The following is a 21,192-nucleotide window of genomic DNA, read 5'->3' on the forward strand; positions in this document are numbered from 1 at the left end:
GAAAATAAAGAAGCTTAAAAGCTATGTTTAACAAATTAAAAAAGTACTATTTATAGTTTATAGTTTACCCAAACATCTACTTGTTCTAAAGATCTTGGATGTAGCAATATGTTTAAATCTTTATCTAATAAAAAATAGGTTGGTGTTGCGTTTATATAATATTTTTTTGCTGCTTGGGTTTCCCAACCTTTATAATCGCAATAGGTTTGCCAAGGTTTATTTTGGTATGCCTTTTTAAATTCTTTTTTGTTTGTATCTAGACTTACATATACTACTTCTAGATTTTTTTTAGCTTTCCATGTTGTATAGTATTTAAGTAATTTTTGTGCATCTTCTTTACAATGACTACACCAACTAGCTCCAAACACAAGCAATATTGGTTTTTTAATAGTACTTAATTTCGTAGTTGTATTTAGTTGTATATCTGGTGCCTTATTGCCTACTTTTAAATCTTTATATTTTTGCATTGTATTGGCTAAGCTAGTATTTAATACACATTGGTTTTGGCTTAGCATTTGGTTTGCTAAATGTGCAGCTGCAGGGTATAAACTTCGCTTTTCGAAATACTTAAATAAGTGTTCTGATACTGTGTTTAACAAACTATCGTTCTCTTTTAAGTTTTTAATTAAATAATCTGTACTTATATTCATTTGCACATACACACTATCTAAATTTGGCCCCCTATTTTCTAATAAAAAATAATGCCCTTCTATTAATTCTTTAAATAAACCACTGGTTTTAAAATTTGGGTGGTTAAAATTAATACTTCTAAATTGTTGTATGTTTTTAGGCAAACGCTCTGTATAATTATATATATTTTCTGGCATGTTGTTTACCAAAGTTTGTAGGGGTAAAAACCAATGCAAATAACTGTTTTCTGGTATTAATTTTAAAGCGATACTATCTACCTGCTCTAAACGTTGTAGCTCTTTGTTTATGGTTTTTAGTGCTTTTTTTTGTGTTTGTAGAGCAGCTTCACTGCTATATTTGGGCTTTAAATAACGCCATGCTTTGTAAACTTGCTTACTTTGTATATGTGTTTTGGCATACTTTACAAATTGGTTGTTTTCTAAGCTATTTAGAAACTGTAAACCATCTACTTCGTTTAAATGTGTGCCTATAATTTGTGTTTTAGGTCCTGTAAGCACAACTATTAAACTACTATTGTCTTGGGTTTTTAAGACCCCCATACCCTTGTAGTCTTTTGAGTAATTTAGGCTAAAATTACCCAGACTATCTACCACGGTTGTAGCTAAATCTAATGTTTTGTAATAGTTAAAACCTGTTAAGGTTATTTTTTGCCCTGCATGTTTTGTGAGTGTACCAATTAAGGTTTGAACTTGGGCTTGTAATGTATTTGCTAGTAAGAGTATTATTAGAAATGTTTTTTTCATTTTAATCTTATTTATTGTAAAATATGGCAAAAATTATTTTCCTTAATGCAACGTAAAAACAAAGGCTAATTGCACGACTGTTATTGTTTATATTCGTTTTATTCTTGTTTTTATATTTTTTTAATAAACCAACCACCTTAGTGGTTTTTTTTACTGATTGCCTACAGGACAACCTGTTTAAGTTTAAATTGTACAAAGCACTTAATTTTTAATGCAACGTATTGATAACCCGTACGAACGAGGGCTATCATACATCTTTGAACCTTGATTCGCAATGTCCAAACTCTTTGATTTATTAGCAGTAGTACTTACTGTACTAGACCAAAGGTAACCGTAATTGCCTACATGTAGAAATTGACCAGTAGTATAGTGTCGAAAACCTGAAGATGGAATCTTTAAAGCTGTAAAGGCACCATCCGTATTATTAGGATTAAAGTTTGCTCGCAAAGCAGTTAACTCCGCTTCTGTTGGTACTCTATATCCTACAGGGCAAGGGTCGTTTAAATTTCCTTGCCATAATGTACTACTATTAGCAAAGGTTGTCCAGTTAGAAGCATGTTTAATAAAATTTCCATGTTCAGGGTCTGCAGTTGTAGCTTGTGTACTAATTACTGTAGAAGTTCTTTTCTCATGCCCATCTTTATGTCTACCCCATTGGTACAAATCGCCATAAGCAGCTACATCGGATCTACTTGTTGCTGCATGTGTCGCTCCCAAATTACGATCCATCCAAACACGTCCATCAGGTCCTGTAAGCTCTACTACTGCTGTAGTTCTATCTCTACTATAAACTACGTTTGTTGCATCGATAATTGCTTGCAACTCTGCCAACGTGGTTGGTGCAGGAGCAGCATCTGCAATAGCCTCCTCGTAAGCTATTTGACCTACTCTAGCTTTTACTTTTGTAACACTAATTGCTGTTAAATTGGCTAAACTTGGTGTGCCCCCAGTTGCTGGGTTGGTAGAAGCTGTAACAATAGCATTAAGTTCAGCTGTATTTGCTCTATTGATTACTGTTTGCAACTCAGCCAAGGTAGTTGGTGCAGGAGAAGCATCTGCAATAGCCTCCTCGTAAGCTATTTGACCTACTCTAGCTTCTAAATTTGTAAGACCAACTGCTGTTAAATCTGCAAACCTTGGTGTACCTCCAGCTGCTGGGTTGGTAGAAAGCGCAACAATACGATTAATTGCAGCTGGAGTTGCTCTATCGATTACTGTTTGCAACTCTGCCAAGGTAGTTGGTGTAGGAGAAGCTTCTGCAATAGCCTCTTCGTAAATTGTTTGACTTGCTGCTGTAAGTCCTGTAAGACCAACTGCTGTTAAATCTGCTAAACTTGGTGTACCTCCAGCTGCTGGGTTGGTAGAAGCTGTAACAATAGCATTAAGTGCAGCTGTATTTACTTCATTGACTATTGTTTGCAAATCGAGCAAGGTAGTTGGTGCAGGAGAAGCATCTGCAATAGCCTCTTCGTAAGCTGTTTTAGTTCCTGTAAGTCCTGTAAGACCAGTTGCTGCTAAATCTGCTAAACTTGGTGTACACCCATTTGCTGGGTTGGTAGAAGCTGCAACAACACCATTAACTGGCTTCATATATGTGTTTTGACCATAGAAAAAATCTATAAATTCGAAACCATTGTATACATAAAGACCTTTTGTGGTACAGTTTAAACAATATACTATTAAACCTTCTGCAGGTGTTGCTATGGCTTTTATTTGTGCTAAAGTCATACGTGGGGGTAAGAAACCTTTTGTAGTACTTTGCACTTCTAAAATTGCAGAGCTGTGTGGGGTTGTTGTACCCACACCTACCTGCGCCATACTTGTAAAGATTGCTGCAATAAATGCAACGCTAAATAAAATTTTTTTCACACTTGTATTCTTTAATTCTTTAACCGATTAATCGTTTCTCAAGTCTTTTTTATCAAAGCCTTCTTTATACTATTTGTGTATAAGTTAATTATTAGAGATGTCTACTTAGGTTCTGTTTTAATTTATTGATAATTAATATGTTTGTTTTTAATTATTCTATTTATTAGATTGTAAAAATAGTTTGTTTATGAATAGACCTGTTTAAACGATAACTATACTCATCTAAATACTTTTCAATAGCTCCTTATGCATCCAAGACTATATGCTTCATAATCCAGCTTTTAATTGATGAATAATTGTGTTTATTTCAAAAAAAACTGAAACATTACTCTTTATTTGAGTGATGTTGTAGTTTTTTTTAGTGGCAAATAGCCTTTCCATTTGTCTGTAATTATTTTGTATTCGTAGAGACATGGCTAACAAAAATTTTACTTAGTTCCTTTGACGAGTAATTATCTATTCGTTTAAAAAAAACACGTTTAGCACTTCGTTTATTATCAACTTCTATAGCAACAAGAATTTTCTTCTTTTTATTATTGTTACTTCTTCCTTGTTGTAAATATTCGTTACCTTCATAAACAAACTCATCAATCAATACATGATTTGCTATAGATTTTAATTCACTGATTTTCATGGCTATGCGTATTTTACACATAAATAACCAAGCTGTTTGTCTTGTAACTTTTAAACGTCTTGCCATTTGAGACGAAGAGATCTTTTTTGTTGTAGCACTCATCTCAAAAACAATGGTAAATGCTTTACGAACTCCAAACTTAACCTTATGAAATAAGGTATTTGCTGTTGGACTCTCTATATGATGACATAAGTTACAATCGCGTGCATAATTAGATTTTCGAATTGTACATTTAGTATGTTTGCACTTCACACAAACAAAACCATCTTGCCATTTTACAGTTGCTAAATATCTTAAACAATCAAGATCGGTCTTATAAGTGTCAAAAAAATCAATAATACCCTTATTTTTTAACGATTCCATAATACTAGGTTTTGTTTGCTAAAGACAGGTATTAAATAGATAGCTCAACTTTTTTTTTATCGACAGATTGCTTAGTGCTTCGCAACACTAGTAAGGTGCGAGAAGCATTGTATTAAAATTTTTACCCCTCCTATTGTTAAATACCTGTAAGCCCTATATAATCTTCTAAAGCAATATCTCTTGTTGTATATTTTTAGGCATTTAACAGCTTTTTTATAAAGTTTAATTTATGGTACAAACCATACTACATTTTGGTTATACACTTTATAAAACATCACCTCTTAAAAAAAGTACAACTTATTGGGTTGTACTGCCTAACTTATTTTTTCTTATATTTTATTTTTTTAAATTACCCCTAAACCAGTATTGTTAAAACTGGTTGCCCCGAAGGACAACCAGTTTAGGTTTAAATTGCACAAAGTATAAGTAGTACTTAATTCTTAATGCAACGTATTGCTAACCCATACGCACGAGCGCTATTGTACATCTTTGCTGCATCTGGAGAACCAGGAGTTGCTCCCGGACTAAATTCGTAGCTACGAGAACTAGTGCCAGTTACTGTACTAGACCAGTAAGCACCAGAAGCACCTCGACCATCAGCATTAGTTGTAGCTTTAAGCGCACCAGTAGTGTTTACTCGGAAATCTGAAACTGTAAGCTTTAAAATTGTAAAAGCATCATTAGCATTGGTTGCCCCCAAAGCAGTAAACTCCGCTTCTGTTGGCACTCTATATCCTAGAGGACAAGGATCGTTTAAACCTGCTTGCCAAAACGTATCGCTATTAGCAAAGGTTGTCCAGTTACCAGCATTCGTAATAAAATTTCCATGTCCAGGGTTTGCAGTTGTAGCTTGTGTACTGGTTACTGTAGACGTTCTTTTCTCATGTCCATCTTTACGTCTACCCCATTGGTACAAATCGCCCAAAGCAGCTGCATCTCTCATACTTGTTGCTGCTTGTGTCGCTCCCAAATTACGATCCATCCACACACGTCCATTAGGCCCTGTAAACTCTACTACTGCTGTAGAGACATCTTTACCACTAGCAACGTTTGCTGCATCGATAATTGCTTGCAACTCGGTCAACGTAGTTGGTGCAGGAGCAGCATCTGCAATAGCCTCTTCGTAAGCTGTTTGAGTTAAATTAGCTTCTGTAACACCAACTGCTGTTAAATCTGCTAAACTTGGTGTGCCCCCAGCTGCTGGGTTGGTAGAAGCTGCAACAATATTATTAATTGCATCTGGAATTGCTCTATCGATAATTACTTGCAACTCTGCCAAGGTAGTTGGTGCAGGAGAAGCATCTGCAATAGCCTCTTCGTAAATTGTTTGATCTGCTGTAAGTCCTGTAACACCAACTGCTGTTAAACTTGCTAAACTTGGTGTACCCCCAGCTGCTGGGTTGGTAGAAGCTGTAACAATATTATTAATTGCAGCTGTATTTGCTCTATTGATTACTGTTTGCAACTCTGCCAAGGTAGTTGGTGTAGGAGAAGCTTCTGCAATAGCCTCCTCGTAAATTGCTTGACTTGCTGCTGTAATTCCTGTAAGACCAACTGCTGTTAAATCTGCTAAACTTGGTGTACCTCCAGATGCTGGGGTGGTAGAAGCTGTAAGAATGGCATTAAGTTCAGCTGTATTTACATCATTTACTATTGTTTGCAACTCGGCAAACGTAGTTGGTGCAGGAGCAGCATCTGCAATAGCCACTTCGTAAGATGTTTGTCTTCCTGTAAGCCCAGTAATACCAATTGCTGCTAATTCTGCTAAAGTTGGTGTACCCCCAGCTGCTGGATTGGTAGATGCTGCAACAAAAGCATCAACTGACGCCTTAAATGTGCTTTGACCATTGATAAAATCTATAAATTCGAGACCATTGTATGCATACAAACCTTTTGTGGTACAGTCTAAACAATATACGATTAAGCCTTCTGCAGGTGATGCTATGGCATTTAATTGTGCTAAGGTTACACGTGGAGGTAAGAAACCTTTTGTGGTACTTTGTATTTCTAAAGCAGCAGAACTGTGTGGAGTTGTTGTACCCACACCTACCTGCGCCATACTTGTAAAACTTGCTGCAATAAATGCAACGCTAAATAAAATTTTTTTCATAATTGTATTCTTTAATTTTTTATTTTTTTATTTTTTTAAAAATCTGCCCCTGGTTCATCTGTAACTGGGCTAGCTGGGCTTTGTGCTTGTGCCTTCTTAGGATTTAAAATCATATAAGTTCCTAACGCAGTTAAGGCAGCGTACTTTCCGTAAGTACCAATCTTAGAAATCGCCTCTTTTCTTGTAATTTGGTTTTCTTTTTGTTTTTTATTATCTTTCATTTTATATAATTTTTAAATTTAAAGTTTTCAAGAAATTATTCTATAATTAACTTTTTAGTGTATTCTCCATCTTTTGAAACAATGTTTACAATGTAAACTCCTGTTGTTAAATTTGTTGGTAGTTTAATTTCTTTTACTTTTTGATTTGCAATAAATTTACTTGCAAATATCTTTTTACCTACAATACTATACATGTTTAACGTTGTATTACTTTGTGTTTGCAAGCCAACAATTTTAAGTGTATTGTTTTCTGTTTTATAAAGGCTTAGGTTGTTTGCTAAAAGTGTATCTTCTGCACTTAACACGTTATTAGAAGTGTGTAAGAAAAAACGACCTATACCATTTAGCTTTTTAGAGGATGTTACTTTATAAGAAGTTTCTGATAATTTTGTAAAAGTCTTCTTTTGTGTATCTTCTAAATAAACAGCGACTCCTTTTGGTAAATTATTAGCAGAAACGCTAAAGCTTAACTCTTGGTTAGCTGCGGCTCTTACAGATAAAGGTATTGCCATATCAGTATCCGTATTTAAACCACTCGTTGGCAAGCTCTGTATTGTAAAATCTATACCTTTACTATCAGATACCAAATGCGTATCTATAGAAAAATTAGGTTCACCATCTCCTCGATATGCTCCAGCATCATAACCAACATCTAAACCTGTAGTGGCTTCTTTTAAAAACTCTATGGTTGTCGTTTTATTAACAGCCCCGTTAGATAAATACAAAGAAACTGTTGGTATGGTATTGCTTGTTCTGTAAAAAGTTGCTGTACCATTTTGGTGATTCTGCAAAGCTTTAGAAAAAGAGAACGTTTCATTTACACTTTTTGCTTTTACTAAAAAGGCTTGTCCTGGAGCTAACTGAAGTGCTGGATCCGAATGTCTTAATGGTTTATATGTAGTACCATCCCACAAGTATAAGAAAGCAAAATTTGCATCTAACTTATTTATGTTATTTTTTAAAACATTTGTAGTTGTATTGGCACTGTTATTCGCAGGTATAAAAGAAGGATAAGGGTTACCAATACATGCCCAAAAATTAGTGCCACTAGAAGCTTTAGGTATTGGCACTACAACATCTGTATCGGCTAAAGAACCTGTAAAAGTAAAATCGCCAGCAGCTGTTCTTTTAAGACCATACCCAACACCGGACTCAAAATTAGTTAAAGTTTCTTGATTCTCTTTCGTTGGAGAGGTGTTGTAATAAGTCCATCTTTTTCCAGATGTATTTGTATTCTTATAATACGAAACCCCATAATTACCAGACGTACTACCCTGTGCTAAGCTATTAGTAGCGTCTGCAATAAAATTAGAAACACCATACGTTGCTACTGGTGCCGAGATTAAATGCCAATCTACATCTGGCACATAGCGCTTGTAAGTAATATTACCTGTTGCATTGTTTTTAACAATAAAAGATCCACTAAGTGTTGCGTTAGACTCTATTGTTAAAACTCCTGCAACAGAAGCATCATTACCTGCATATAATACACTCCCAGGTAGCGTTGTTACCTCTTCTCCAGAAGCCACATAAAAATCCTGAGACCATATGGTACCTGAAATTAGCATACAAAACATTAAAAAGTTAATTTTCTTCATAATTCAATATTTATTTTACATTTAAGTAGATGACAAAGTTGCCACATATAAACGATTGCCTGTATTGAAAATAAATAAATGGTCGATATTTGTAATAATCGTTTATAAAAAAGCATACAGCGTTTTTTATAAACCTTGAATTTATTCCATAATTATTTTTAATGCTAGTTTTTTACGAATAACTAAATAAGCTAAACCCTATGGACTGGAAGTACATAGGGTTGGTCTGTAGATTAAAAGTTTGCTTTATGAAATATGTGAAGTAAACCTAAATTACTCTAGCAAATTCGCGGTAAAATATGTTTAGAAACTAAAACGAAATGTACAGTGCTTCAAGTAAGTTTGAGACCCATAAAATACAACAGAGAGTTACTTATACAACATATTTGTTTTATAAATGTAAAAAATTACGAAGAGATTCTTGTCTTCTTTTTGCTATAGATAGAGACTTGCCGTTTATTAAATAACAATAATTACCATCTGCCCTGTTAATATTTATTACATTTTGTAAGTTGACAATGTATTTATGATGAATTCTAAAAAAAATGTGCTTAGGTAAAATTTTCTCATATTCTCCCAAATTTTTAGAAACTACTCTTGTTTTACCACTAACTAAATGAAAAACAGTGTATTTACCATCTGCTTCTAAATAAATAATATCTTTAACCGATAAAAGCTCTATAGATTTAGTGGTAGAAATGGCTATCAACTCGTTTGAAATTTTATTTGATAGAATGTTGCATTGTTTTTTAATTTTAAATTCTTTCACAACTTTAGAAATTACATTTTTTAATTCTATGATTTCTACAGGTTTTACAATATAACCTGCAACATTAAAATAATTAATCGCTTTTACAGCAAAAGATTCACAAGAACTTATAATTATAATTTTGCAAGTAATGTCTTTAATTTCTGACAAAATTTCTAACGTGTTTATTTCCTTACCTAAATGAATATCTAACAGTAGTAAATCTGGTTTTTTTACTAATAAAAGATCAATACAATTTACAGAATTTACGGCTTCTCCAACAAGTTCTATTTCTGGAAAATACTTCTTAATAAGAAATTTTAGGAGTGTAACCTGCATAACATCATCTTCTACAATAAGTGTTCGTATTTTTGTATTCATATCACAACTAAATTAATTAAATTAACATTAGACCAAAGTTATAGTAAAAACGAGTTTTTTAAACGACTTTCTGACTAAAAGTAATATCTGGTAAAATAAAAGAATAAATGTATCTTACAAGGTATAAATGATATATTATTGGATGAATTTATCACTTTTACCAAAAAAAATAAACAATTACAACACACATATTGCAGTAACAATATTGCTGCTTTTAAGGGTGCTGCATACACAAAAAGAACTAAATATCAGTAAAAATTATGTAAATGGAATTCATACTACAATTTTAAATTCTTAAGACTTTCACAAAACAATCGTTATTTTTTGAAAATTCCGTAAATTGCCAACCTAAAAACCAACATTTATTACGAATGGAGCAAATAAAACCTTATAAACCTACACATAAAGTAAGAATTGTAACTGCAGCAGCATTATTTGACGGCCATGATGCCGCCATTAATATTATGCGTAGAATTATACAATCTACTGGGGTTGAAGTCATTCATTTAGGACATGATAGAAGTGTGGAAGAAGTCGTGAATTGCGCCATACAAGAAGATGCCAATGCAATTGCAATTACTTCTTATCAAGGAGGCCATAATGAGTATTTTAAATACATGTTCGATTTATTAAAAGAGAAAGGTGCAAATCACATCAAAATTTTTGGTGGTGGTGGAGGCGTAATTCTTCCTGAAGAAATTAAGGAATTAATGGATTATGGAATTACCCGAATTTATGCTCCAGATGATGGACGTGAGTTAGGTTTGCAAGGAATGATAAATGATCTTGTAATGAAATCTGAAATCCCATCCCTAACACTTCCCAAAGGGAAGGGAACTCAAACTCCTAAAATTTGTAATGAAGATGGAGATTGGTTGTTGAAGCTAGGAAATGAGAAAGTTTTAGAAAATTTAAAAAATAAAGACGTTAATACTATTGCAAGGTTAATTTCACTTGCAGAAAATAATCATACAGATTTCGAAACCATTTTTTCGCCTTTGGGAAAATTAAAAGGAGATTTTCCAGTTCTAGGAATCACAGGAACTGGTGGCGCTGGAAAATCTTCTTTGGTAGATGAGTTAGTTCGTCGGTTTTTAATAGATTTTCCCGAAAAAACAATCGGTTTAATTTCTGTAGATCCATCTAAAAGAAAAACAGGTGGTGCGCTTTTGGGCGATAGAATTCGCATGAATGCCATTAATAACGAACGTGTTTACATGCGTTCTTTGGCTACTCGTCAATCTAATCTCGCCTTGTCTAAATATGTAAATGAAGCGATTCAGGTTTTAAAAGCTGCTGAATTCGATTTGATCATTTTAGAAACTTCTGGAATTGGGCAATCTGATACCGAAATTATAGAACATTCAGATACTTCTTTATATGTGATGACGCCAGAATTTGGTGCTGCAACGCAGTTAGAAAAAATTGATATGTTAGATTTTGCAGATTTAGTTGCCATTAACAAGTTCGATAAACGCGGCGCTTTGGATGCCATTCGTGATGTAAAAAAACAATACATGCGCAACCATAATTTGTGGGATATTGCTATGGATGAAATGCCTATTTTTGGCACAATTGCATCACAATTTAACGATCCAGGAATGAATACGTTGTACAAACATATTATGGATACCTTGGTAGAAAAAACAAAGGCAGATTTAAAATCGTCGATGAAAATTACCAAAGAAATGTCTGAAAAAATCTTTGTCATTCCACCAAGTAGAGTTCGTTATTTGTCTGAAATTGCAGAAAATAATAGAGCGTATGATAAAAAAGTTAACAATCAAGTTGTGGTTGCTCAAAAATTATATGGAATTTATCAAACCATTTTATCTTTAGGTGAAAATGTCTGGTCGAGCGCAGTTGAAACCTCATTATTAACTAAAAGTGGTTTAGATGAAGACGAGATTTTGAAACAAGTTCAGATTGACGAAATTCCTTTCGTAAAATTACTTTTAGCACAATTCGAAAAAGTAAAACTGAATTTCGATCCATTAAATTGGGAAATTATTTTAAACTGGGCAGAAAAAGTTCAGCAATATAAAAACCCTATTTATACATTTAAAGTTCGTGATAAAGAGATTAAGATACAAACTCATAGCGAGTCGCTGTCTCATTCTCAAATCCCAAAAGTTGCCTTGCCAAAATATCAGGCTTGGGGAGATTTATTACGTTGGAATTTACAAGAAAATGTGCCTGGAGAATTTCCTTTTACTGCAGGATTATATCCTTTTAAAAGAACTGGTGAAGATCCAACAAGAATGTTTGCTGGTGAAGGTGGTCCAGAAAGAACCAACAGAAGATTCCATTATGTAAGTTTAGGAATGGATGCAAAACGTCTTTCCACTGCTTTCGATTCTGTTACTCTATATGGAAATGATCCTGGACACAGACCCGATATTTATGGGAAAATTGGAAACGCTGGTGTTTCTATTTGCTGTTTAGACGATGCCAAAAAACTGTACTCTGGTTTCGATTTAAGCCACCATATGACCTCTGTTTCTATGACCATAAATGGTCCAGCACCCATGTTGTTAGGCTTTTTTATGAATGCTGCCATTGACCAAAATTGCGAGAAATATATTAAAGAACACAAATTAGAAAAACAAGTCGAAGCAAAATTTAAAGAAATTTACGATGCTAAAGGTTTAAACAGACCCGTTTATCAAGGAAAATTACCTGAAGGAAATAATGGTTTAGGTTTACTATTGTTAGGTTTAACTGGAGATTTGGTTTTACCTGCGGATGTATATCAACAAATAAAAAAAGATACTTTAGCGCAAGTTAGAGGAACAGTACAAGCGGATATTTTAAAGGAAGATCAAGCGCAAAATACCTGTATTTTCTCTACAGAATTCGCTTTAAGGTTAATGGGAGATGTGCAAGAATATTTCATCGAAAAACAAGTACGAAACTTTTATTCGGTTTCTATTTCTGGCTATCATATTGCAGAAGCTGGTGCAAACCCAATTACACAATTGGCATTAACATTATCTAACGGATTTACGTATGTAGAATATTATTTAAGTCGTGGAATGGATATTAATAAATTCGGACCCAACTTATCTTTCTTCTTTTCCAACGGAATTGACCCAGAATATTCTGTAATTGGACGAGTGGCTCGTAAAATTTGGGCAAAAGCGATGAAAAATAAATACGGAGCCAACTCCAGAGCACAAATGTTAAAGTACCATATACAAACTTCTGGGCGTTCTTTACACGCACAAGAAATTGATTTTAATGATATTAGAACCACACTACAAGCTTTGTATGCCATTAACGATAATTGTAATTCTTTACATACAAATGCGTATGATGAAGCCATTACAACCCCTACTGAAGAATCTGTAAGAAGAGCCATGGCAATTCAATTGATTATTAATAAAGAATTAGGATTAACGAAGAACGAAAACCCAATTCAAGGTGCATTTATTATTGAAGAATTAACGGATTTAGTAGAGGAAGCAGTTTTAAAAGAGTTCGATAGAATTACAGAAAGAGGAGGCGTTTTAGGAGCGATGGAAACCATGTATCAACGTTCTAAAATACAAGAAGAAAGCTTGTATTATGAAACATTGAAACACAATGGAAAATTTCCAATTATTGGTGTAAATACATTTTTAAGTTCTAAAGGTTCGCCTACAGTGCAACCTGCAGAAGTAATTCGTGCTACTGAAGAAGAGAAGCAATTCCAAATTCAGACAAAAGAATTACTGAACAAAGCAAATCCTAATAAGGTTGTAGAACAAATTGCTATTTTACAAGAAGCGGCAATTCAAAATGAAAACTTATTTGACAAATTAATGGAAGCCACTAAAGTTTGTTCTTTAGGGCAAATTACGGAAGCTTTGTTTAAAGTTGGTGGGCAATATAGGAGAAACATGTAAACAGAGAACCAAAATTTAAATAAATTTTTTTTGGGAATCGCTTAAGATGCTTTTGGGAGATACCTTTTAATTATAAATCCAGACCTCACAGATACTGAAAACCTCGTATGTTTGTGTTTGATTAAATTGAAGAATAAAAATACATAAAGTTCATTGAAAAAAGGATAAAAATGTTTTGTTTTGATACTTAAACAAACAAAGAACTAGGTAAGTGCAAGAAACAAACCTTGATAATGCATTTGCATATATCGTCTTTCAGAATATCCTCTTACCTAGCTTTCTTTCTTTAGAACCTGAACAGTATTTTAGGAATAATTTCAATAATTATATCCAGTATTATTACGAGGTTAGGCTGTGGGAAGAATTCTTTGTAAATCTAACAAAATGGACAAAGTAATTAAACAAGTAGTAGGCATTGATGTTTCTTGTAAGAAATTTGATGTATGTTTTCAAGAGCAAACACAAACAGGAAGTTTAAGTATTAAAGGCACACGTAGTTTTAGTAATGATCTAAAAGGCTTTAAAGACTATTTAATATGGTTTTCTAAACGTAAAAAGGAAGTTTATTTAGTTCATATTATGGAGGCTACAGGTGTTTATCATGAGAATTTATGTTATTTCTTATTTGAACAGCAAGAAAAAGTAAGTGTACAATTAGCACAAAAGATAAAATATTTTGGAAAAAGTTTACATCAAAAAACAAAAACAGATAAAGCTGATGCTAAATTAATCGCTCTTTTTGGGTTTTCATTTTCAGTAGCATTATGGGAACCAATTAGTGAACATTTTCAAGCCATAAAAGACTTGTGTAGAATGTTATCACAATTAAAAAAATCTAAATCTGCAACACAATCTCAATTGCATGCGTTTGAGAGTAAACACGGTGTTTTGGAAGAAGTGCTTACAATTATGAATAAGCTATTGGTTCAGCAAGAAGATAGTATAAATGAGTGTGAAAAAGAAATAAAATTATGGGTCTCAAAAGACAAAGATTTAGAAGAAAAAATTAATAGAATAACAGCAATTAAAGGCATTCAAATGCTTACTGTTGTTAAATTATTAGCAGAAACAGATGGTTTTAGAAAATGTAGTAGTATTCGTAAATTAGTCAGTTATGCTGGTTTAGATGTTGTAGAAAATCAATCTGGAACTAAATCAGGGCGAACTAGAATTTCAAAAAAAGGGAACTCGCATATAAGAGAAGCGTTGTATATGCCAGCACTTTGTGCTTCTAGATTTGATCAGAGAATGAAAACTTTCTATAAAAGATTAAATGAAAAACAAAATACTAAAAAACAAGGAGTTATTGCTGTGATGAGAAAACTATTAATTGTAATTTATACCTTATGGAAAAATGAGCAACAGTATAATCCAGAATATCAATGGAAATAAAAAAGGGCGAAATGAATCGCCCACAGGATAATCATAAAATTGATTTCCTAAATGAAATATAAAAATAGAAAATTAATATAAATAAATTAGGATTTTAACACAGTATCTGTGAGGTTTTCGTATTTTCATTTAAAATTAAGTCTCTTGAGAATTTTCCTCAAGATTCAAATAAACTGTCATTCCTGTGAAAACAGGAATCAAAAAATAAAATCAATGAAATTATTAGGAATAGGTTCAAGAATTAATCATACTAATTATGGTTTTGGAGTTGTAACAAATGTAGATAGTAAACAATATTGGGTAACTTTTCAAGAAAACGGATTGGAAACAATTCCGTTAAATGACGAGTTTGAAATTATTGAAGCGGTTGAAAATGAAGTAGATTCAGTTTCTTTTATGGACGTAGAAAGTAGTTTGAAAAAGATTTTAAGACAATGGTCCGACGTTACAGAAATTGCACCCATTGCAGATAAATGGAAAAAAGGAACGTTAATTATGCAACCTGCAGATTCCGACTTATCAAACAAAGAAATCCCCATTGATACATTTTTTCATAAAATAGTTATGGTAAGAGATCGAATTCGTGTAATGGAACAAAAAATAAATTCAAGTAAAACGTTAAACGATCAAGATAAAATAGATTTGCAACAATATATTACCAGAATTTACGGAAGTTTAACCACTTTTAATGTCTTATTCAAAGTAAAGGCAGATTATTTTGTGGGTGCTAAATCTAAATAAATTTATTTTTTTAAACGGACGCCTTATTAGAGTAGATAAATCTATAATCAGAAATTAAAAATTTCTCCTCAAGGTCTAAATGACATTTTGTTTTTCATTTTGAGCGAAACATAGTGTAGTCGAAAAATCTTTATTTTAGATATTAAAATTAGAGTAAATGAATCATTTAGCTTAATTTAAGATTTTTACTCAAGGTCGAAATTAAAAAAAAATTAAAAAGTATGCATCTTTTTTAAAACTTGTTTGTCTACTCTATGAACATTAAAAATAAACATCATGAAAAATAATAATTGTACTTGTAACTGTGAAGGTTGCAAAACAGGAGGCTGTAAAAATTGCACGTGTACAAATTGTACTTGTAGCAATTGTAATTGTTAGTATTAAAACGAATTTTTAATATTAATGCTGAACTCGTTTAAGTATCTATAATTTAAGCTGTCACCTTGAGCGCAGTCGAAAGGTTTTTAATAGTTCTCGACTGTGCTCGAATAGACAAATAATAAAATAAAATGACAACTCACAAAGTTTGGAATACGTATCATTTAGACATCCAAAAATTCATCATCAGCAAAGTAAAGAACAACACCATTGCTGATGATTTATTACAAGACACTTTTTTGAAAATTCATACAAAGCTACATACTTTAAAAGAAGATCGTAAATTAAAATCTTGGTGTTTCTCTATTGCCCGAAATTCAATATTAAACTATTGGCGAGCAAACAATAAAACTGTAGAAATTGCTAGTTTTGAAAGTGAAACTACTTCAGAAATTAATACAAATAAACATACTGAAGAAGATTGTTTGCGTAAAATTTTAGGTAATCTTCCTAAAAAATATAGAACTCCCCTATTTCTTTCCGATATAAAAGGATTGAAACAACAAGAAGTTGCAGACCAATTGAATCAAACTTTATCTACCACAAAATCTCAAATTCAGCGAGCGCGAAAACTAATCGCACAAGGTTTTATGGATTGTTGCGGTTTTGTAATGAATGAAGATGGAAATTTGGTTGGCGAAATTCAAGATAAAGAAGACTGTAAAGTCTGCAATTAACAGAAATTTAGTGCTCATTTTTATATACATTGTCTTAATTTTAGTAGTTTCGCTCTATAAATTTTAATAAAATTAAAGTTCCATGAAAAATAAATTAGCAAATATGATGTGTTTAGATTTGTTTTTATCTTCTCAAGAAACTACAGATTACAAAACACTTAAAAAATCTATTACCCCTGAAGATTCTAAAAAACTACCTTTAGTTAGTTTCGATTTATACAACAATTATTTTTCTACGAAAATGGAACTTTTAGATATTAAAAACGATATCAATCAAGTAAAAGAATTGGCTTCTAAATTCGACTGGAAAAATAATTTCGATACATTATTTAATGAGCAAAATTTTGAGGCAATTGTAATTACAGACATCCATCAAAATATCGTTTGGGTAAATGAAGGGTTTACAAAAATGACTGGGTTTTCTAAAAATTATGCCTTAAAAAAAACGCCATCTTTTTTACAAGGTAAAGAAACTTCTGTGGAAACTAAAAAAAGAATTCGAGAAAAAATTGTAAAAAACACCCCTTTTTCTGATATCATTATCAATTATAAAAAAGACAAAACTCCCTATAAATGTAAGTTGAAAATCTTTCCACTATACAACGAAGAAACAACGCATTTTATTGCTTTAGAGAAATCTGTAGCTTCGTTTTAGGTTGGTATTTTTTTCAAATCAACTTTAATTACACAGTTTTAGGGCGAATAGCATCTTTTTTTTTACATTACAACACTTTCTGATAAAAATTTTAGAAAATCTGTTCGTTTTGATAAACTTACTTTCGATGAAAATGGTAAAATGAATAGGTTGAAATTGGAATACTAAAGACTGACTTTTAAAATATCAAAAAAAACTCAATAGCAATTCAACCCATTGTAAATATGTTTTAAATAAAAAGTTGGCTTTAAACGAAATGTTTTCAAAGAAAATGAAGGTTTTGGCTAAAGCCATCTATGTAACTTATTTGTAACATCCAGCTAAAGCTGAATGCAATTAATAAGTTTTAAAAACATCCTACCTACCTCCTCTTCTTACTTTTAGGAGCTCTACTCGCCTTCTTCTTTCTTCTATTAAAAGGCACAGCATCATCAAAAGTATTTTTTACAGCTTTTGCCTTTTTATTCCTTTTCCAAGAATTATTTTCTGGTAATAATTTTTGAAGCAAATCTTGTCTACCAACCTTGTTTAAGGTATTTCGAATCCAATCTTTATTTTCTTTTTTGTACCAAAAGAAAAATTTATGTTGGTCTTCACGCTCCTTTTTTGTTTTCGGAGTTTTGGTTGGTTTTAAGGTATAAGGATGATATCCTGAATAATAAATAACAGTGGCAACTGTCATTGGAGTTGGCGTAAAACCCTGAACTTGTTCCAATTGAAAACCCATATCTTTTGTTTCTGCAGCCAAATTTGCCATATCTTCTACTTCACTTGCAGGATGACTTGATATAAAATAAGGAATCAATTGAAGGTTTAATTTCTTCTTACTATTTATTTTATCGAAACGCTCTTTAAACTTATGAAAATATTTAAAAGAAGGTTTACGCATCAACTTTAAAACGGGATCAGAAGTATGTTCTGGTGCTACTTTTAAACGACCAGAAACATGTTTTGTCATTACTTCCTCTGTGTACGCATCTAACTCTTTTGGGTCTGCATTTTTGTTGAATTCTGGCACCAACATATCATGCCTTATTCCACTTCCAATAAAAGACTTTTTAATTTTCGGATGCTTATCAACTGCTTGATATAATTCCGTTAAAGGTTTGTGTGAAGTATCTAAATTAGAACAAATTACAGGCGAAATACAACTTGGAGCCACACATTTGTCGCAAATAGATTGTACTTTTCCTTTCATTTGATACATATTGGCAGAAGGCCCACCAATATCAGACAAGTATCCTTTAAAATCTGGCATATTTGCCACTTTATCAATTTCTTTTAAAACCGATTCTTTACTTCTACTTGCAATAAATTTTCCTTGATGTGCAGAAATTGTACAAAAACTACATCCACCAAAACAGCCTCTATGAATATTTATCGAAAATTTTATCATTTCAAACGCAGGTATTGGCCCACGCTTGTTGTATTTTGGATGTGGTAAACGTGTAAAGGGTAAATCGAAAGAACCATCAATTTCCTTTTCTGTCATTGTAGGAAAAGGCGGATTTATCATCAGCGTTTTTCCAGCAACATCTTGTAAAATTCTTCTCGCTTTTAACTTATTCGACTCTTGTTCTATCGTTTTAAAATTAGAAGCAAACGTTTTTTTATCTTTCAAACAAGCCTCATGAGAATTAATTGTTACATCTTCCCAACCCTTAACCAAAGGCATTTTTTCTGTTTTTTTATCAATTAAAACAGCGGTTTGTTTTATATTTTTTAAACTCGAAAATGGTACTCCTTTTTGTAATAATTCCACAATTTCACGCAAAGGTTGTTCGCCCATTCCATACACCAACATATCTGCTTTTGACGTCTCCAGAATTGTTGGCAACAACGTATCCGACCAATAATCGTAATGCGTTACTCGTCTTAAAGAAGCTTCAATTCCACCAATTAAAACAGGAATATCTGGAAACTTTTCTTTTAATATTTTCGAATAAACCGAAGTTGCATAATCTGGTCTAAACCCCTTATCACCATTAGGTGTATAGGCATCTTTGTCACGCCTTTTTTTACTGGCAGTATAGTTAGAAACCATGGGATCCATACAACCACCAGTTACGCCAAAAAACAATCTTGGTCTTCCTAATTTTTCGAAATCCTGCAAATTGTCATTCACACTTGGTTGAGGCACAATTGCGACTCTTAAACCGTAACTTTCTAAAATTCTTCCAATTACAGCAGGTCCAAAAGACGGATGATCTACATACGCATCTCCGCTAAATAAAATTACATCCAATTCTTCCCACCCACGAATTTTTACTTCCTTGTTTGTGGTTGGTAACCAATCTGTTAATAGATGTTTTTTATTTTCTTGCATAGTTTGCAAAAATACGAGAATTTTATTTGAAAAAAACGTTTTTTTTGAGGAAGTAAAAATGACGTTTTATCTTTTTTTTTGGAGCTATTTCGCGCTTTTCACTATATCTTTTTGTGAAAAACAAAAAGGATGTCGTTTCAATCACGGCTAAACTTGTTTGCAAACTTATTGCAATGCTAAAACTATGTTTTTATTAAAATGTCTGGTCGAGTGCAGTCGAGATCTATGTATTTTAGAAAATCTCAAAATTGAATTCTCTCACACAAAAAAACAGTTTTGTCACGCTAGAAGCTTCATTTTCAAAACAGTGAGCAATTTCACGTGGAATCCTTTTAGGATGACAAACTGGGTAAAACTTTACGAAAAACCTTTTAAACCTCATCATCAAAAGGGTTCTTAAAAGGTAAATCGTCATCAATATCATAATCGTCGTAATTAACTCCTGGAGGGTTAAAAAGCCCCCATCTGTCAATAATGTAATTCCATTCGTCAAATGTTTTTACCCATTCTGCAAAGAGAATTCTAAATTCTTCAATTTCGTTTCTAATCAATTCTAAATAATCTAATTCTTTAAATTTTACCATTCTTAAACCAGAAGTTGTTACTAAAATAGTACGTGCTTCTCTTCTAATGATAGCCGCATTTTCCATTCTAAGATCATACAAAGTATCTTCATTAAAAACACCCGCTATTTTTGCAGGAATAATCAAAGCACTTTCGTTCAACTGATTTTTGTATTCATTTAATAAATGATTATCAAAATCGTCTTCGTCTCCATTATCTTCTATAAGTAGTGAAACTTTACGAACCAATTCATAAATTTCTTGGGCTTTTAAAAAAAGTGGCGATTTCTTTAGTCTTTCGTCCATTTTTATTTGGTTTTAATGTAAAAATAAGTAAATTTTAATTTTTTTTTTTAACCTTGTAAGTGTAGAGAAAATATAATTCTCAATTTATACCTACAAGGTTTTGAAAACCTTGTAGGAGGTCATCAAAATACATTACGACTTACAACCTTTGCACCTCTGGAGCTTTGCGAGAGAAAATTACTTAACAACCAAATGAGGAACTTTATCTACATTCCAATCAATTACCAAACCACCAGCAAGCAATTTCGCCACTTCTTTTCCATAAAGAAATTCACACAAATACAAAGCCGCTTCGAAAGATTTTGCGCCTCCTGCAGATGTTATGTATTTTCCATCGTGGACAAATAAAACATCTTTTCTAACATCTAAAGTTGGGAACATTTTTCTCATTTTATTAATATCACTAGGAAAAGTTGTGGAAACTTTGTCTTTTAACAAACCTGCTTTTGCTAATACAAATGCACCATCGCAATGAGATGTTACGTATGTTGCTTCTTTATCTACTTTTTGTAGAAAGCCAATCATTTCCTTGTCTTCTAAATCGGAATCTAAATGATGTTCGGCTGAAGGAACTACTAAAATATCTATTTTTGGCAGGCTGTCTTTTAAGTAATTAAAGTCGGGCAGAATTCGCATTCCTTCGAAAGTGGTTATTGGTTTGTTTGTATTTGCGACTGTAAAAACATTCATCGCTTTTATGTTTTCTCTAAAAATAGTATGCTGAAAAATATCGAAAGGTGCTGTTAATTCTGTATTGAAAGTTCCATCCATTATTAGAAAAGCAACATTGTATCTGTCTTTTTCTAATTTTGCAAATATTTTTTTATGTTGAACTGGTTTTAGTACCTCAACAGATTTTTTTTCTTCAACTTTAGAAACACAACCAACAAAAAGGATTAAACCTATTATACAAAAGAATTTATTCATCTTATAAAATGTTTTTTGTAAA

General features: G+C 32.5%; 14 protein-coding genes and 1 pseudogene. 5 read left to right on the top strand and 10 right to left on the bottom strand.

From position 1 onward, the window contains the following. Positions 1-50 precede the first annotated feature (50 nt). From J3359_RS05740 to J3359_RS05770, 7 genes and pseudogenes are all read right to left on the bottom strand, one after another. The gene (locus tag J3359_RS05740; protein ID WP_208079767.1) at positions 51-1,394 is read right to left on the bottom strand and encodes a TlpA family protein disulfide reductase; all 1,344 of its coding nucleotides are present in this window, start codon (positions 1,392-1,394) and stop codon (positions 51-53) included. A 201-nt stretch (positions 1,395-1,595) separates the two neighbouring features. After that, entirely contained in the window at positions 1,596-3,263 is a 1,668-nt protein-coding gene (locus J3359_RS05745; protein WP_208079768.1) for a phage tail-like protein, read from the bottom strand. A 122-nt stretch (positions 3,264-3,385) separates the two neighbouring features. Next, positions 3,386-4,260, bottom strand: a pseudogene (locus J3359_RS05750) (IS1595 family transposase). Positions 4,261-4,693: 433 nt separating this feature from the next. Next, the gene (locus J3359_RS05755) at positions 4,694-6,370 is read right to left on the bottom strand and encodes a phage tail-like protein (protein ID WP_208079769.1); all 1,677 of its coding nucleotides are present in this window, start codon (positions 6,368-6,370) and stop codon (positions 4,694-4,696) included. Positions 6,371-6,405: 35 nt separating this feature from the next. Beyond that, positions 6,406-6,591 (bottom strand): hypothetical protein, encoded by a 186-nt coding sequence (locus J3359_RS05760; RefSeq protein WP_208079770.1) that lies wholly within the window; start codon positions 6,589-6,591, stop codon positions 6,406-6,408. Positions 6,592-6,626: 35 nt separating this feature from the next. Then, on the bottom strand, positions 6,627-8,189 hold the full coding sequence (locus J3359_RS05765; RefSeq protein WP_208079771.1) for a DUF8693 domain-containing protein: 1,563 nt from the start codon (positions 8,187-8,189) through the stop codon (positions 6,627-6,629). Between the two features lie 391 nt (positions 8,190-8,580). Next, positions 8,581-9,318 (bottom strand): LytR/AlgR family response regulator transcription factor, encoded by a 738-nt coding sequence (locus tag J3359_RS05770; protein ID WP_208079772.1) that lies wholly within the window; start codon positions 9,316-9,318, stop codon positions 8,581-8,583. A 371-nt stretch (positions 9,319-9,689) separates the two neighbouring features. On the opposite strand from J3359_RS05770, the gene J3359_RS05775 reads away from it, so the two are divergent. The 5 genes from J3359_RS05775 (at position 9,690) to J3359_RS05795 (ending at position 17,048) form a co-directional block, all read left to right on the top strand. Then, positions 9,690-13,205, top strand: a complete 3,516-nt coding sequence (locus J3359_RS05775; RefSeq protein WP_208079773.1) for a methylmalonyl-CoA mutase family protein — start codon at positions 9,690-9,692, stop codon at positions 13,203-13,205. A 384-nt stretch (positions 13,206-13,589) separates the two neighbouring features. Further along, positions 13,590-14,597 carry an IS110 family RNA-guided transposase gene (locus J3359_RS05780; RefSeq protein ID WP_208076828.1) on the top strand — a complete coding sequence of 336 codons (1,008 nt, stop codon included), beginning with the start codon at positions 13,590-13,592 and terminating at the stop codon, positions 14,595-14,597. 213 nt (positions 14,598-14,810) lie between these two features. Then, positions 14,811-15,338 (top strand): DUF8685 domain-containing protein, encoded by a 528-nt coding sequence (locus J3359_RS05785; RefSeq protein WP_208079774.1) that lies wholly within the window; start codon positions 14,811-14,813, stop codon positions 15,336-15,338. 509 nt (positions 15,339-15,847) lie between these two features. After that, positions 15,848-16,393, top strand: coding sequence for a sigma-70 family RNA polymerase sigma factor (locus tag J3359_RS05790; protein ID WP_208079775.1), 546 nt, complete (start codon positions 15,848-15,850; stop codon positions 16,391-16,393). 82 nt (positions 16,394-16,475) lie between these two features. Continuing rightward, positions 16,476-17,048 (top strand): PAS domain-containing protein, encoded by a 573-nt coding sequence (locus tag J3359_RS05795; RefSeq protein WP_208079776.1) that lies wholly within the window; start codon positions 16,476-16,478, stop codon positions 17,046-17,048. Positions 17,049-17,409: 361 nt separating this feature from the next. Here the strand turns inward: J3359_RS05795 and J3359_RS05800 are convergent, their stop codons facing one another. From J3359_RS05800 to J3359_RS05810, 3 genes are all read right to left on the bottom strand, one after another. Then, positions 17,410-19,374: a YgiQ family radical SAM protein gene (locus J3359_RS05800; RefSeq protein WP_208079777.1), complete on the bottom strand. Its 1,965-nt coding sequence runs from the start codon at positions 19,372-19,374 to the stop codon at positions 17,410-17,412. 371 nt (positions 19,375-19,745) lie between these two features. Next, positions 19,746-20,243, bottom strand: coding sequence for a hypothetical protein (locus J3359_RS05805; RefSeq protein WP_208079778.1), 498 nt, complete (start codon positions 20,241-20,243; stop codon positions 19,746-19,748). Between the two features lie 177 nt (positions 20,244-20,420). Further along, entirely contained in the window at positions 20,421-21,170 is a 750-nt protein-coding gene (locus J3359_RS05810) for a DJ-1/PfpI family protein (protein WP_208079779.1), read from the bottom strand. Positions 21,171-21,192 lie beyond the last annotated feature (22 nt).

Source organism: Polaribacter cellanae (assembly GCF_017569185.1).
Classification (GTDB): Bacteria; Bacteroidota; Bacteroidia; order Flavobacteriales; family Flavobacteriaceae; genus Polaribacter; species Polaribacter cellanae.